We start from the raw sequence: 16922 nt of genomic DNA, 5'->3' as shown, positions 1-16922 counted from the left end.
AAGAATCGTACTATTTTAAATTTCGTCGAAAGTTTTAGCAGAATCCTCGCACAAATTAAGCAAGGTTTCTAATTCTGTTTTAGTGAAAGATCGATACTTTCCAACTTTTAAATTACCTAAGGAGATATTCATAACCCGAAGTCTCTTCAGACCTTTCACATCGTAATCCAAATATTCGCACATTCTGCGAATTTGTCTATTCAAACCTTGGGTCAGAATTATTTTAAATGTAAAATCATCCACTCTCCAAACTTTACATTTCTTAGTCACAGTATCTAAAATAGGAACACCATTGCCCATTTTTTTAATAAAATCAGAAGTAATTCGTTTGTTCACCCGAACAAGATATTCTTTTTCGTGATTGTTACGAGAACGAAGTATTTTATTTACAATATCCCCATCATTGGTCATAAAAATAAGACCTTCACTCGGTTTATCTAATCTCCCAATGGGAAAAATTCGTTCCGGATAATTAAGGAAATTAATAATATTTCCTTGAATATGAGTATCTGTGGTACAGGTGATACCAATTGGTTTGTTAAATACCAAATAAATATTTCCGACTTTCTTAGAAATGATTTGTCCCTTGACCTTGATTGTATCCTCACTGGAAACCTTAATTCCCAAATCAGCAGTTGTTCCATTCACCTTAACCCTGCCACTCTCAATTAGCTTATCTGCCTCTCTTCGTGAACAATAGCCTGTTTCCGCAATCGCCTTATTTAGTCGTTTTAATTCCATTTTTTATCTACTTCCATCCAATTGAAATACAAAATTACAGGAATTAATCAAATATCTGCTATAATCTTACTTTTCTTGATAAAAGGATAAGTTTATAATCGCCTAATTTTTTATTCTTCAACGATTGACAAACGGTTGGTTTCAACATGATAAAACAGAGGGGCAACTGTAATTTTCGGATATTTCACCCGCAATCTTTTGGCTTCACTCACTACAAATTCAATTGCATTTCCAATTTCAAACATTGGAGCAAAATTGGTAAAATGTTCCTCTGCTCTTTCAGCAGTCCAGCCAGCAGATTCAACCAATCCTCTAATAAACTCTTGCTTTCTGGAATGCAGATTCACCATCCCGCAATTATCGTGACCAATCAATGCAATGTGCTTAATTTTACCCACAGAAATAGCATAGGATACTTTAAACTCACTATATCTTAGGTTAGCACCTCCCGATCGAATTATATAGGAGAAATTTTCAGGAATGTGAAGATGCTTTCTATTATCCATGCACATACCTACCAAAAGTTGGGCTTCAGAATAAATAGCAAAAGGTCGGTGTAAATTATGGAATTCAAGAAGTAAACCGATTGGTGTGTTTCGATATTTGGGTAAAATATCCTCAGCACATTTAATAGTTAGTAGTTGATTCATGTAATAGGTATTTCGGTTCCACTAAAAACTAATCTTTTCACAGTGGTGTGGGTTTATGAATGATTCTAAAGATAGCCAAATGATTCTTCTGTGCAAATCATAAATATCAAGAAAATAATTATTCAATCGGATAGTTTTCCAACTGTCCCCATTCCGCCCACGAACCATCATAAAGGTATTTTTCATTTTCCAGAACCAATTCGCAAGCCAAAAGACCAATACAGGCACTTACGCCCGATCCACAACAAAAAACCAAGGACTTATTATTTAGGGGTAAAGATTTAAAAAGTACAGACAATTCCTTATCTGACAGAAACATACCATTAGCCAACACTCTATTAAAAGGAAGATTAATTGAATTTGGAACATGACCACCTCTTAAATTTTCTCGTGGCTCTGGAACTCTGCCAAAAAACCGATCTTCGGTACGAACATCAATCACAAGACGATGTTCAGTATTAATATTTTCAAGAATTTGTTCTGCATTCAAGACCCGTTTCGAATTAAAACTGGCCTGAAAATCGCCCAATTCTACTTCTGCGGACTCCTTTATTTCAACCTCACAAAATTCATTAATCCAAGCAGGTAAACCGCCATTCAAAACGGCAATATTTTCATGTCCCATTACTTTAAACAGCCACCAAACCCTAGGACTCGAATAAGTTCCAAAATTATCGTAGACAACTATTTTGCTGTTTTTATTAATGCCTAACTTCCTGCACTCCGTTGTGAACCTCTCAGCACTGGGAATCATATTTGAGATTCGATGATCAGGATCACAAAAGGTATTTTTTAAATCGAAAAAGCGTGCGTTTACAATTTGAAAACCTTCGTGTTCTGATTTCAACCCGGCCTTATTATCCATAAGACTTGCATCAAGAATAATCAAATTAGGATCATGCAAATGCTGAGAAAGCCACTTGACTGATACTACCGGTTTTAATTTGGCTTGAGTTTTCAACATGACTAAAAAATAGACAATTCAGTTTCACTGGTAAACAGTTCTAAAAATTTCATTCCCTTACTCGAATTTCCTTTCTTATTTAATCTGGGACTCCACACAGCAATGCAGTAATGATTTGGAAGAATGGCTACAATTCCCCCACCTACACCACTTTTCCCGGGTAATCCTACTTTAAAAGAAAATTCACCAGCCTCATCATAAAAACCGCATAATTGCATCACAGCATTTACTCTTTTCGATTTACTTGAACTTAAAAACCTTTCGTTTGTAATTAGATCTTTACCATTTGAAGCTAAAAACAAAAATGTTCGGGTCAACTCATTACAAGTCATCTCAATGGAACACAAATTGAAATAAAAGTCTAAAACGGTATCTATGTCATTACGGATATTCCCTAAATCCTTCATCAAATTAATCAATGAAGCATTTCTAAAACTTGTCGCCTTTTCAGATTCGGCAATGCGAGAACAATATTCAAGCTTCGAATTACCGGATAAACTTCTTACAAAATTCAGAAATTCTTCTTTTGGATTTTCCAGGTGCTCCACTAAAACATCGCAGATCACTAATGCCCCAGCATTAATAAAAGGATTACGAGGAATCCCCTGATCATACTCCAACTGAATCAATGAATTAAAAGGAGTGCCAGATGGTTCAACTCCCACTCTTTTCCACAAATCCTCATCTATTAATTTATACGCCATCACCAACGACAGCACTTTTGAAATACTTTGAATGGAGAACTTTTCTTCAGAATCACCAATACTGTAATTTTTATTCTTATTTGTGATCAAATGAACTCCAAATTTACTTGGATCTACATCTCGAAGTTCGGGAATATAGGATGCAGGACTCCCTGAATCCTTATATCCATCCATCTTTTTCAATACTTCTGTAAATATCTTTTGATAGTTCATAAATAGCTTGATTAAGTTGACTTAAAGTTACATTTTGAACTGTAAAATCCTATTAAATCAAAAATAAACTAATCCGGACTATCTATCACACCAATCAAAATAGAACTTTTTATTATTTCCTGTTTAAAATTTTTTAGCAGATTATCAGATCTCTTTATCGCTATACATGAGCTATTTATCAGAACAACACACTTTTGTGTGATTTTTTCATGCAATATAAAAAAAGGATGGACGTTATAATCGAAAATAACTTATCCAATAATTAACTATGCAACAAAAAAATTTCAGAAAATACTCATGGGCTTTGCTACTCACATTACTATTTACAAATGCATTGCAAACAAAAGCTCAAGAACAATCAAAATTCAAACAAAAAACTGATTTTCAATTTACTGCAGGACTAAACAGAGGAGTTAACCTAGGTGCAAATCTTGTTCTTCATGAACTATCAACAGACTTGCCCTTCGATATTCGCCTTGGAGTTGGCTATACCTGGTTAAATCCAGGCAATTCGGCCGATGCTCGTAGAATATTCATAAACAATGCAACCAATGGAGTACCTGAGGAAAAAGGACGCAGTTTAGATTTACGAATTGATTTTCTAAAACCGATGACATTAATGGGGAATTCATCTTCCTACTGGTTCATTGGCCCTCGATATTCAAAATTCCGAAGTAATTTTAAATACATTGGAGGTAATGAAGATTTTGATGTTACAAGTTCACAATTTGGACTTGGTGGTGGTTTTGAAAGCCATTATAAAATTTCTGACGGACTTCAATTACTAATTATTGGAGGATTAGATTATTATCTATCTGCAAAACTACAAGGACATGATACATCCTACTATCCAGATAATGATAATGTAAATGCAAGAACTGATAACGAGACAGATACCAAGTTTAGATATAAAGATGCTGACAAAGCTGTCGACCAACCGAAATTTATGCCTCGCTTTTTAATCGGAATACAATTGGATTTATAGATAGAAAAGAGGTCAGTAATCACCTTAGATTTTGTCTAATCTTGTCCAGCAGTTCACCCCTCTTAAAAGGTTTTGCGATGTAATCATTACACCCAACATCCAAAGCCTTCTTTTTTTCATTTCCAATTGCAAAAGCTGTCTGAGCAATAATAGGAATGTCATTCTGAGATTCCCGAATCATTCTAACAGCCTCGTAACCATTCAGTATTGGCATTTTAACATCCATCAAAACCATTTTCACATTTGCGTTATTTCTACAAATATCCACGGCTTCCTGTCCATTTTCAGCTCTTAAAAAGTCAATACCCGCATCTTTCAGAATTCTTGATATATAACTAAAATTCAATTCTTCATCTTCTGCAACAAGCAAACAACCAGGCTTTAAAGCAGTCTTAAATTTTTCTTTTTGCTCTTCTTTAATTTCCGATATCACAAATTCGCCGGGCATTGTAAAATAGAATTTAGATCCATCCCCAAGATTAGATTCCACCCAAATTTCACCCCCTAATAATTCAACATTACCTTTGCATATTGCCAAACCTAAGCCTGCACCGCCAATGGTTTTAGTCGTCTCCACTTCAGCTCTGTGAAAACGATCAAAAATTTTCTCATGATATTTCGGAGCAATTCCAATTCCTGAATCCTTTACAAAAAAGAGCAATTGATCTTCCTTCATCTCACAGCCAAACTCAATCAATCCTTTTGGAGTATATTTTATTGCGTTACTAATTAAATTATCAAAAATTTGTCCCAGCTTAATTTTATCTGTGAAAACAATATAATCTAAACCAGAAAGGGTATTATTTAATTGAAGAGAAATATCTTTACTTAGAATTGTGCCATGAACAGAATAAATCTGATTCATGAATTCATTAAGATTAAATTGAGTCTTATTAATGATCACATTTCCCGAATCTATTAACGAAACATCTAACACATCATTAACTACGTTAAGTAATTGATCCGAACTTTTAGTAATGATATCAAGATACATATCCTTTTCATCTTGGGTAAGATCATTTTCTTTTAAAAGACCTGCAAAACCTACAATTCCATTCATAGGTGTTCTTATTTCATGCGATATATTCTGTAAAAAAGCAGTTTTCAAGTGATCACTCTCTCTTGCTTTCTTTTCTGCATTTCGAATTTTAATCAAATGCTTCTTTAGTAAAAGGTAAAACAAAATCCCAGTCACCAAAACATAGAACCAACCTTTATAGGTTTGCACCTGAGTAAGATAATTAGGGTCAGAAACTATATTCTGCACCAATAGGTCTGAAAATGAAATCCACATCCCACCCACTAACAAATATGCGATGAGAATTTTATATTCAAATTTAAGTTTTGACATCAGTAGTATTTGTATTGGTTTTTCATACAAGTTATAGGACAAACAGTAAAAATAATATCATCAACAATATAGACAAATACATTTTTATTTTTGTTACATCGTATGAAAGGATTTTACGAATCTTCCGACTCATCGAAAATATTATACTTCGCTTTTCGCTCATTCCACCTCTCTCTTGCGAATTGTTGCATATCAACAATTTTATCCCGCTCGTCAACTATTTCAAATCCTAAAAGTGTTTCTATAATATCTTCCATACTCACAATACCATCCATTCCTCCATATTCATCTACAACCAAAGCTATTTGCTCCTTTTTATCCAATAAATTTTCCCACGCTTTAAGCAGAGTTTGAAACTTTGGGACTACAACTATCGTCCTCTTGATATCCTTCAATTTCAAACTACTTTTGCCTTCGGCCAGATATTCAAAAACAGATTGTCTGAACACATATCCCGTAATGTTATCGTTCCTTTGAGAGAAAACAGGAATTCTTGAATAGTATAGAAACTCCTTTTGATGAAGAAATTCGTTAAGACTCATTTCCTCATTGGCAACACAAACCACAACTCTTGGGGTCATAATCTCATTGACACTAACCGTTTTAAGGCGAATTAAATTCTGAATTATCTTGTTCTCATTTTCCTCCAAGGCACCTTCCTTTGTTCCAATATGTGCCATTGCCGATAACTCTTCTCTGCTAACCGACATCGTTTTATCTTTTGGAGAAAATAATTTCGTAATATAACCCGTTAAAATAACCAAAGGGTAAGTTATAAACACCATTGCATTCATTATAAGTCCTGAATTCATGGCTAGACTTCGCCAATATCTTGCTCCTATGGTTTTCGGTATTATTTCTGAAAAAATGAGAATTAGCAAGGTTAAAACTGCGGATACCAATCCAAAATAAAGCTCGCCAAATAATTTTGTAGCCTGTGCGCCAACACCAGCCGCTCCAATTGTATGAGCAACTGTGTTTAAAGATAAGATTGCCGACAAAGGTCGATCGATATTGTGTTTGAGTTTTAAAAATGAGATCGCTCTTTTATCTCCATTTTTTTTTAGAACATTTAAAAATGAAAGAGGCGTTGATAACAAAACGGATTCCATTACCGAACAAAGAAAGGATACAACAAGTGCAAGAAATAAATAAAATATCAGAAGAAGCATTAATAATTTGTGTTAAGTAAATTTCGGTTTGCAATTTACTTAAAATTTAACGCTTAAAAAAGAGCAATATACTATTCAACATCCTGAATTGATGACGATTTCATTCCTTTTAGTAGTAATCAATTTCATTCTCCTTTTTCCCTACAATAGTAAACTTTTTATACAATGTATTGCCATGATTGTCAACCAAGCTAAGCAGGTGTTCTCCTTCATCGGGACTTAATTCCTTCTGATGCAGAAGAACCGTTGTCCCTATAAAATCGCCATCGAGATGCCAGAAAACTTCTGCTTCGGGATCATGATGAGCCATTTCGAAAACAACTTTCCCGCGAATTCCATCCAAATCTACGGGAACAAAAATCTGATCGTTGCCTTTCGGATAAATTAGCTCCATTACTTTGTGATTTTGAACCCCGGAACAATCATCCCGAAAGGGTGGTAAGGGACGATACAAGGCATTCCTTTTTTTATAATACCATTCCATTGCGGGTGGTAACACAAACCAATTTACATGTTGCATGTTACTCACTTTCTCGCATTCAGAATTCACCTGATACCGCTTACTGGCATCTAAATGCACGAGCCTATGATAAGGACAGGACTTGGTCGCTAAACCAGTTTTACAAACCAACATCGTATCAACAATCTCACACCATCGTCCAGCTCTATAACCACTTTGCCTGCAAACAGGAATCTCTTCCATTTCCTCGAAAGGAATATCAAACCAAGAACCCGATGGCAACAAATTGAAGACATCAAACATAACCGGTGCTGCAGCACTTACGCCTGTTAACCCTGGTCGGCCAACTCCATCCGCATTTCCTACCCATACGCCTACTACGTATTTTGGTGTAGTTCCAATAGCCCAGGCATCGCGAAAACCAAAGCTGGTCCCTGTTTTCCAAGCCACTTTTCGTGATGAAGAAAAAGATTTCCACCCACTTTCGCCATTTGGTCTGTTCACTTCCAATAAAGCTTCGAATGTTTGATAAATGGAAGCTGCACTTAATCTTGATTGAGATTCTGCCTTCCCTTTTTCCACAGAATCCTGAAGTCGATAAGCAGGTTCCCGAATATCATTCGGAAAATAGGTTTTATTATATTGATTGTAATGCTTCAAAGTTCTCGCTAAACCTGAATACATCCCACATAAATCCCACAATGTACCTTCAGCGCCACCTAATATTAATGACAAACCATAATGTCCTGATGGTCGATTGAGTGTAGTGAGTCCCAATTTTTTAAGCATATGGTGAAAAGGCTCAACTCCGTAATCGCGCAACATGCGAACCGCTGGCACATTTAAAGAGCGCGACAGAGCCTTATGGGCAGGAACTGCACCATCGTAACGAAGATTAAAATTCTTTGGTGAATAGCCTGCTATCTGCGTTGGAATATCAGGAACAAGTGTGTTGGGAAGAATTTCACCACTTTTCAACATGCTGGCAAACAAAAATGGTTTTAAAACGCTGCCTGTGCTTCGCGCTGCACGAATAACATCAACCTGATTCCCATTATTTTCCTCATCAAATTTAGCTGTATTCCCAACATATGCAAGGCTCTGACCCGTTTCCACATCTAAAACCAAAACGGCCATATTATGAATCTCATTGGCCTCAAAATTTCGCTGGTATTTTCGAACAAGCCCATTAACCTGCAATTGAAGTCGATCATTTAGCGAGCTCGTAATTCGTTCTCCAGTAAACTCAATATTTGCCTGATCCAATAAATGAGGAGCCAACATCGGCAAAGCATGAATTTTAGATGGAAGGACTTCCAATTTTGCCAATTCACAAGTCGTAGAATCGATAATCTCTCGTTCCACTAATCGATCTAAAAGGCGATTGCGTTTATCACGAAGCTTTTTACTGTTTCTTCCCGGATAAATTAATGCGGGAGCATTCGGCAATACAGCTAAAGTGGCTGCTTCGGCCCATGATAAATCACCTGCATTCCTTCCGAAAAAACGCCAGGAAGCTGCTTCCAATCCAACAACATTCCCACCAAAAGGAGCATGAGAAGCATACAAAGCAAGAATCTCTTTTTTAGAATATCCCAACTCTAAGCGAATCGATTTTATTAGCTCAATCAATTTCTGATAATAGTTTCTACTCTTTCCTTTTCTGGAAATGCGAATCAACTGCATGCTTAGCGTACTGCCTCCACTCACCACATGACCAGCCTTTATATTTAGAAGAAAAGCTCTTCCCAACGAAACCGGATTCACTCCGGGGTGATAATAAAAATACTGATCCTCAAAAGCCAAAAGAGACTTCTCAAATTTTTCGGGTACCAGTTCCGATTCCGGAAATCGCCATTGACCATCAGTGGCAATTCGCGCACCAAGCAACTTTCCTTCCCGGCTAAAAAGAATTGTAGATGTTGGGTCTTGAAACAGTTCAGACGGCAGAGAAAACCAGAAACTGATTCCCCACAACAAAAATGCCAACATGATTATGCGGCATTTTTTAGATTGGCAATATTTTATTTTCGGTATGATCATTTACAAAAGAAAATATCCTTTCGGATTTACTGTATTTCACACAATAACGCTGTCAGGTCTTTCAGACTCTGACAGGTTATTAATTTCATCCTATTTCACAACTTCAACCCATCGCCCCGGTTTGCGGGCATGGATACGATCATCGTACATGGCTTCACAGTTTACCGTTGGCAGGTAATATTTCCCAACATAGGCAGCATTCATAGTAATCGAGAAAGTCTTGCTCTTGTTTCGATCCAAATCGAAATAGGTATACACACGATCATCACGGATATCCTGATAAGTCGGCACATCAGATTTTACGACATCATCAACATCACCGAAACGAGTATTTACAATTTCCCAACCCGATGGGAATATCTGGGTTAAAGCCATTTGCTCATAATTCTCCATCACACCTGGATTTTCAATTCTAACATCCACTTTAAAATCAGTTCCCTGTTGCAAGCTCTTCACATCAATTGAATTTCCCTGCATGTCTTTGTAAGTAATCTTCATTTTCAGATTCTTTTCGGCTGAGGTCTGATCTCCCGTCTCCGGAATTCCACTTATGCTTACCCGCGCATAAAGAACACCATCAGAAAGGTTATTTACCTTTACTTTAGGCTTGCCAGAACTTAAATCCAAAGGAATTTGAATAATCGGGTTATTGCTCGACAATTCCTCTGTTTCTCCACCGTTTAAGGAATAGGAAATATTTAATTCTTTCGAATCACCGCGACCCGCAAACTCAGCCATTCCGATTAAACAAAAGGCTGTTGTTTGTGTACTCATCCATGAATTACTTGATAATTCAGCTGATAATTTTTGTACCAATGGGAAAGCCTCTGTTCTTTTATTAAGCAAACTTAATGTTTCCAGAATCATAGCCCTATCGCGGGTATCAGAACCAAAAGAGCCTGAATGTTCACGATAAGCTTCCACTTCTAATCCCAAATTTTCAATCAGCTTCTCGGCAACTTCAGTTTGACCAATTAAACGATAAGCTGCAGCCAATCTCCATTTAGCTTCTGGAGACAGTTTGTTTTGTTCTCTCATTCTATTCATCGAGGCCAAATCAGGAACCTCTGCTTCGGCAAGAGTGAATAATCGATATGCCTGCAACAAATCATGACGAGAATAGTAAACACCATTACGATAAGAAGAGCTCTCCCAGCTTTTAGCTTCAGATTTTTGATATCGCAACCATGCCGATTTCAAACCAATAGGTAAAGTATATCCCAATTCCTCAGCCTTCAACATAAAATGGCCAGCATAACTAGTTCCCCAATCGCTACCATAATCTCCTCCCGGCCAGTAGCTAAATCCGCCGTTAGCCATTTGAAAACTCAATAATCTATTTAAGCCAGCCTCAACATTTTTAGTGATCCGAACCTTTTTATCCGCATCCAAAGTCACCACTTTACCCAAAAACAACTGAGGAAAAACCGATGAAGTTGTCTGCTCAATACATCCGTGAGGATATCCGATAAGATACTCTAAGCGACGACCAAAATCGATTGGTGGAATGCTTGATAATTCCAAAATACCTTTATTAGTTCCTTTCATTCCAGGAAGATTCAATAAATCCGCCCAGCTTTCACCTGCTTCTAAAAGGGTGTCGTTTACATTTACAACGCGAGGATTTGGATTCCGCACATCCAATTCTATCTCGTAAGTCGTTTTTACATTTCCACTTTCAGCAAAAACTTTTACTTTGGCAATTCCCAATTTGGAAGCTACTTTCAGATCAAAATCAATTACCTGCTCTCCTGTTTCCTTAAAAACAAGGCTCTTTTCAAGACCACTTTCGCTGATCAAAAATTCATTAGGTTCAATTCTTACCTTAACATTCTTAATTTTAGGATCCATAGCAAAAACAGTGACCGGTAATTTTACCGATTCAGCTGGACCAAGCACTCTTGGTAAGGTTGCCAATATCATTAAAGGCTTGCGAACCGGACTCGTTTTTTCAGCAGAACCATAAGCTCCATTATCTCCTGCAACCACCATAGTACGAACAGATCCAACGTAATTAGGCATTGTTATTTTGTGCAATTTACTATCACCGGCATGCAATGTATATGGACCGTAGAACATCACTACAGGCTTAAAACGATTGGCTTTGGCTTGTTTCTTATTTCCCGCATCCTCATCACCACCAATTGCAAATGCTTTTTCCAATCTGGCGCCAAATGCACCCATTACAAAATCGTACATATCCCATGTTTTCACGCCAAGAGCTTCTCTTGCATAAAAAGTATTCCAAGGATTTGGTGTTTTAAAACGAGTCAAATCAAGCAAGCCATCATCAACCACAGCCAAAGTATAGGTCATTGCTTTCCCATCTTTTTCCGATACTGTCACCTCAAATTCTTTCTCAGGTTCCAATACATCAGGCATTTTAATTACCGGACTCAAGCGAGTGTTTGGATCTTCAACCAAAATTGGAATAACACCATACATCCGAATTGGCAAATCATTCTCTGTTTGTGCATGAGGCTGAATCAAAGTCACACTCACGTATGCGTTGGGAGCCATTTCCGGAGTAATATCAAAGGAAAATTCTGATTCCTTCAATTTTGTATCTACCCAGAAAGCCTGCAAAACCTTTGCTCCAGTTTCGATACTTACCAAAGCCTTTCCTGATTTTGAAGAAGGGATTGTTACTGTTGCCTTTTCGCCTACCTGATATTTATCTTTATCAGAAGTAAAAGAAAGCATGCTTGCATTGCCGGGCATCCCCTCAGGTGTGCGACCATACCATTTCGAAAAATACGCTGTTTCGCCAGTTGAGTGACCACTTACAGGGTCGGTAACCCGAATTAAATAACGTCCGTAATCATTCCAGTCGTTGTATTCTATATTGAGCTTAAAGGTTGCTTTACCTTGCTTTGTGCTCAGCTTTTTATGAGATACGATTCTTGTTGAAGAACGACTAATATAGGAAGCCAAATTTTCCTCACCGGCATCCCACCACCATCGCCAATCAATCTTATACACCTTTACTTCCAGTTCTTTTCGGTCAACAGGTACTCCATCGGAATTTACCGTAGCAATTTCCACTTCATGATCTGTATCCGTTAAATACCAACCCCTCTCCGATTCCGGCATTTTAATACCTACAAAAGATTGATAAGGAGCAAACTTTACTCTTTGCATATCGATACTAAAATCACCACCCTTTTCAAATACGCGGGTTATAAAATTGGCATTCAACATTCCAGGAGCCGATTTATTTCCTTTCAAATTCAAATCAACCACTGCCTTTCCATCCTGATCTACCTTTCCATCAAAAATAATTTGTTCATCGGCATAAAACTCTTTCGAAGGATCATCAAAAGTATATCGCGTATATTTATCAAATGAGGTTTTAGTAGGAGTCAATCGCAAGCTAATGTTTGATTTTAAATCGCGGGCAATAGCTCCGTGAAGCCATTTCACTTCCAAATTTGCTTTTTGATTCGCTAAAGAAGACTTTAAAACTTCTGATTCAAAATCGAGTTTAATTTTCAGTCTGTTTGGTTTAACGGTTTCAATTTTAATCGTTTTAGTAAAAGTTGCACCACCCACTTTTATTCTTGCTAACCAATTACCGGTTGGTGCTTCGGAGTTGGTTGGTGTAACAAAAGAATAAAAGCCTTTTACTCCTCCTGTACTCACTTTTTGAGTTACCGTTTTTCCTTGAGGATTAATCAATTCAAAAACAACGGGATGGTTATCGGGCAATAGATTCTCCGAATCTTCCAATACAAAAGTCAGGTATAGATTATCCCCTGGACGCCACACACCACGTTCACCATACAAATACCCCTTTATTCCTTTTTGAACGACTTGTCCGCCAACATCAAAATTACTTAGCGAAAGCGACGAACCATCATCCAAACGCAGATAAGCACGCTGATTTCCTTTTTTAGCAACCAATAGAAATGGTTTCCGATTCAATTGAACCTTAGTCAAGCCATCTTTATCCGTTTTACTTCTTGCCATTAATTGATTTTGGTAGTTATACACTTCCAGCTCAACAGAAGCTTCAGGCTCTGCAGTAATCAAATTGGAAACAGCAAATGTGATTGAATTATCATTTCCTCCTTTGGCAATAATTCCCAAGTCGGAAGCAAATATATTTCGACTCACAAAACGCCCACTATAATAATATGATACATGACATGGATTATCTTCTTCTCTCCAAGTATATCCGGAAGGATAATAGTATGACTGATACCATCCTGGATTATCCCATTCATTCATTTCATTTTCCCACTGCTGTTCAGCAACCAAATCATCCATATTAATTAATTGATCTTCAGCTTGCTCTTCTGAACCACATGCATACATTGCATATTCTTTTCTAAAGCGCAATTCTAGTCTGTAAATCGATCCAGGCTTCACATCAATATAATTTGAAATATCCAAAGTATAGGCATTCCATTTCCTCAAATCAACGGCACGATTGGTTCCTAAATCAATCTTTTTTTGCAAAATTAACCGAGCTACTCTTTTGATATTATCCGATTCGCCCATTCTATTATCCTGCAAAAACTGATGTACATTGTTCTCGAATATTTCGACAACCCGTAAATCAACAGCTTTTAAACTAACCGCTTCAAAGGGTAAAATCAATCCTTGCGATGAAGGAGAAATAACACCCTTTCCTATTAAACGAACAGCTGGTTTGATGTCCTCAAAAGTGAGTTCCATTTTTTTGCTTTCCGTCAAAGCGTATTCCATTGCGTTTTTAATTCCTTCTTCGAAACGAACCGTTTTAGTTCCAGATAAACGATAACTGGGATAAACTCTGACTTCATTCCCTTCCACTATAAATTTCAAAGAAGAAACCCCTTCAATACGAATTAATCCATTCAATTCTTGATCCTTTTGCAAAGGATCGGAGAAACGAATCGACAAATATTGTTCTGGTTGCTGAATTACCTTAGCGCTCATCACCTTAAAAACATTCAATGCCGGAATTTCCACCTCTTTATCTCCTTTCTCATCCACACCAATTGAAGATCCATTCCACTCTAAATTTAATTCACCTTTCTCCTCTTCTCGTTTCAAGCTATCAACAACAAAATGGTGTTGTTTCCCATCAGCGGAATGCATCCATTCAATATTTTTTTTCTGCGAATTCAAGCTTGCTGTCAAAACGGATTCTATCTCATCATCAAAAATTACATCGGCAGTAGTAATATATCCTTTGTATTTCTGATAAAGCATATTTGTTTTATCGTAAGATTGCAATCCTTCTCCGGTAAGAGCAAAGCTTTGTTTTATGGTTTGGAAATTAAATCTCAGATTCGCAAATTCAGAAGGCACCTCCATCAATTCTGATAATTTTACATTTACCAGGTATTGTGTACCTGATTTCATTCGGCTTTCAGGGCGAAATTCGAAGCACCGAGGATCTTTCCAATATACTTTCCCTTTTATCGAAGGTGTAATGCTTACAATTCCCTCTTCCAACTCCTGACCCGATTCAATTTTTTTATCGTAATCATTTACCAGACGAATTTGAATTACGGATTCTGCAGATACAACACCGGAAGTAAAAGCTGAAATATATTGCCCAAAACCAGGATCAACTTTCTGTTTTACACTCTTTTTATCTTTACAAGAAAACATCGCAGGAATCAATATGGCCAGCGATAGCAGGAGGTAGAAACTTTTTCTCATTTTATATCGTGTGGATTAGTAAAGTCGCATAATGGTAAAGATAAGAATTGATTTATCAAAGTATATAAACAATCATAATTACTGATTATTTTAATATTCCCTGAATAAAAAAAGCCGAAAAAGAATATCCTTTTCGACTTTATATATATTTTAGAATTTACTTCTATTCCTCTTTCTTACTCAGTTCGTTTCTTGGAAGCAGTATTACCACGTCTCCATTCTTTGTTTCCCGAATATGACGGTTTCGAAGAATTCGAAGAATTTGGCGTTCTTGAAGACTTTGAAGAATTCGATGATCTTGAAGGATTAGACGATCTTGAAGAATTTGAAGATTTAGATGACCTAGGCTGTTGCCTTCTTTTATCTGGTTTTACATCCTCAACTGCATTATCCTCAACTCCACCCGGAAGAAATGGATGATCCTTAACCACGTCAATATCTTGCTTAATTAACTTCTGGATATCCTTCAAATATGGTCTTTCTTCTGTATCACAAAAAGAAATGGCATTACCACTGGCACTTGCACGACCAGTTCTTCCGATACGATGAACGTAAGTTTCTGGAATATTTGGCAAATCGTAATTTACCACCAATGACAATTCTGAAACATCAATTCCTCGTGCCGCTATGTCTGTAGCAACAAGCACTTTCGTTGAGCCAGCTTTAAAATTACTTAAAGCAAGCTGTCTTGCATTCTGAGATTTATTCCCATGAATTGCTTCCGCCTGAATACCTACTTTAATCAATCCTTTAACAACCTTATCAGCTCCGTGTTTTGTTCTCGAAAACACCAATGTAGATTCTACATCTTCCGTTTTCAACAGAAAAGCAAGCAATTTTGGTTTTGCTTTTTTGCTCACATAGTAAAGAGATTGTCCAACCTTCTCAGCTGTAGTCTGCTCTGGTTTTATTGTTACTTTATCAGGATTACCTAAAATTTTACCTGCAAGAGTTACAATACTTTGTGGCATTGTTGCAGAAAAGAACAATGATTGTCTTCGTTTAGGCAACATATCGATGACTTTTCTAATGTCGTGGATAAATCCCATATCGAGCATCTGATCTGCTTCATCTAAAACGAAATATTTAACGTCTCTTAATGAGACATAGCCTTGCCCTATTAAGTCCAGCAATCTACCTGGAGTCGCAACCAACACATCAACGCCAGCATTTAAAGCCTTGGTTTGAGCGCCCTGTTTTACCCCTCCAAAAATTACTGTATTTTTAATTCCTGTATACTTTCCATACTCTGAAAAATTATCCTTAATCTGAATAGCCAACTCACGTGTTGGAGTTACTACAAGAGCTTTAATTCTGCGACGACCTTTTTCCGGTGTTGCATCATTAAAAATGTGCTGCAAAATTGGAATTGCAAACGCTGCTGTCTTACCAGTTCCTGTTTGTGCACAACCTAATAAATCTCTTTTTCGAAGTAAAATTGGTATTGATTTCTCCTGAATTGGAGTGGGATGTGTATAACCTTTAGCCCCAATCGCTTTTAGAATGGGCTCTATAATCTCTAATTTATCAAATGTCATAAATGTTCTTAATTTTGATCCGCAAAGATAGTCTAATAGTTTGGATTAACAGCAAAAAGAGTAAAATACCTGATTATCAAGACTGAGCCCCTGCAAACTATCAGATACATCTAAAACAAATATTCTGTATCGGAAACCTGCTTATTTAGCGGATGGAGAGTCTTTTTTCTTAATATGTATCAGCTCCATTTTTCGGATTCTTGCTCGAATCGCTCCTTTAGTGCGTTTTAGTTTAATTGCCATTTCACCAACTGCCACTCCATCAAAAAACAGGTTAATCAACTCATCATCATCTTTTCTTGACCACGGATTGTAGGCTTGCTTATTTTCTTTTTTGATTTTCTTGATGGCATCGAAATCATCTTGGTCCATGGCTATAAATTGTTTGATATTACTATTTTCGTTGCAAAGGTAGTGAGAAGAATTCATTTCAAAGAGAAAGAGCC

The 16922-nt window shown here is 36.9% G+C and carries 11 protein-coding genes; 1 reads left to right on the top strand and 10 read right to left on the bottom strand.

Annotated features, from left to right (window positions below; all coding sequences use genetic code 11):
• Positions 1-15 precede the first annotated feature (15 nt).
• The 4 genes from ALGA_RS14630 to ALGA_RS14615 all read right to left on the bottom strand — a co-directional run bounded on the left by ALGA_RS14630 (position 16) and on the right by ALGA_RS14615 (position 3272).
• Entirely contained in the window at positions 16-741 is a 726-nt protein-coding gene (locus tag ALGA_RS14630) for a pseudouridine synthase (protein WP_096430234.1), read from the bottom strand.
• A gap of 110 nt (positions 742-851) precedes the next feature.
• Positions 852-1391 (bottom strand): carbonic anhydrase, encoded by a 540-nt coding sequence (locus ALGA_RS14625; RefSeq protein ID WP_096430231.1) that lies wholly within the window; start codon positions 1389-1391, stop codon positions 852-854.
• A gap of 118 nt (positions 1392-1509) precedes the next feature.
• Positions 1510-2355 (bottom strand): sulfurtransferase, encoded by an 846-nt coding sequence (locus ALGA_RS14620; RefSeq protein ID WP_096430228.1) that lies wholly within the window; start codon positions 2353-2355, stop codon positions 1510-1512.
• A gap of 2 nt (positions 2356-2357) precedes the next feature.
• Positions 2358-3272: a glutaminase gene (locus tag ALGA_RS14615; protein WP_096430226.1), complete on the bottom strand. Its 915-nt coding sequence runs from the start codon at positions 3270-3272 to the stop codon at positions 2358-2360.
• Between the two features lie 268 nt (positions 3273-3540).
• Here ALGA_RS14615 and ALGA_RS14610 point away from each other — a divergent pair, with 268 nt between their 5' ends.
• Positions 3541-4257: a hypothetical protein gene (locus ALGA_RS14610; RefSeq protein WP_096430223.1), complete on the top strand. Its 717-nt coding sequence runs from the start codon at positions 3541-3543 to the stop codon at positions 4255-4257.
• Positions 4258-4276: 19 nt separating this feature from the next.
• Here ALGA_RS14610 and ALGA_RS14605 read toward each other — a convergent pair whose 3' ends face one another.
• The 6 genes from ALGA_RS14605 to ALGA_RS14580 all read right to left on the bottom strand — a co-directional run bounded on the left by ALGA_RS14605 (position 4277) and on the right by ALGA_RS14580 (position 16848).
• A complete protein-coding gene (locus ALGA_RS14605; protein WP_096430220.1) occupies positions 4277-5608 on the bottom strand; it encodes a hybrid sensor histidine kinase/response regulator in 1332 nt (443 codons plus the stop codon).
• A 113-nt stretch (positions 5609-5721) separates the two neighbouring features.
• A complete protein-coding gene (locus ALGA_RS14600; RefSeq protein WP_096430217.1) occupies positions 5722-6780 on the bottom strand; it encodes a CNNM domain-containing protein in 1059 nt (352 codons plus the stop codon).
• 109 nt (positions 6781-6889) lie between these two features.
• Positions 6890-9232: a penicillin-binding protein 1C gene (gene pbpC / locus ALGA_RS14595; protein ID WP_197705575.1), complete on the bottom strand. Its 2343-nt coding sequence runs from the start codon at positions 9230-9232 to the stop codon at positions 6890-6892.
• A gap of 141 nt (positions 9233-9373) precedes the next feature.
• The gene (locus tag ALGA_RS14590) at positions 9374-14938 is read right to left on the bottom strand and encodes an alpha-2-macroglobulin family protein (protein ID WP_096430212.1); all 5565 of its coding nucleotides are present in this window, start codon (positions 14936-14938) and stop codon (positions 9374-9376) included.
• Between the two features lie 176 nt (positions 14939-15114).
• Positions 15115-16476, bottom strand: a complete 1362-nt coding sequence (locus ALGA_RS14585; RefSeq protein ID WP_096430210.1) for a DEAD/DEAH box helicase — start codon at positions 16474-16476, stop codon at positions 15115-15117.
• 141 nt (positions 16477-16617) lie between these two features.
• On the bottom strand, positions 16618-16848 hold the full coding sequence (locus ALGA_RS14580) for a hypothetical protein (RefSeq protein ID WP_096430208.1): 231 nt from the start codon (positions 16846-16848) through the stop codon (positions 16618-16620).
• Between the last annotated feature and the right edge of the window lie 74 nt (positions 16849-16922).

The organism is Labilibaculum antarcticum (assembly GCF_002356295.1).
In the GTDB taxonomy this organism is placed as follows: Bacteria; Bacteroidota; Bacteroidia; order Bacteroidales; family Marinifilaceae; genus Labilibaculum; species Labilibaculum antarcticum.
Note: the sequence above shows the minus strand (reverse complement) of the source record. Positions and strands in the feature narration are given on the sequence as shown.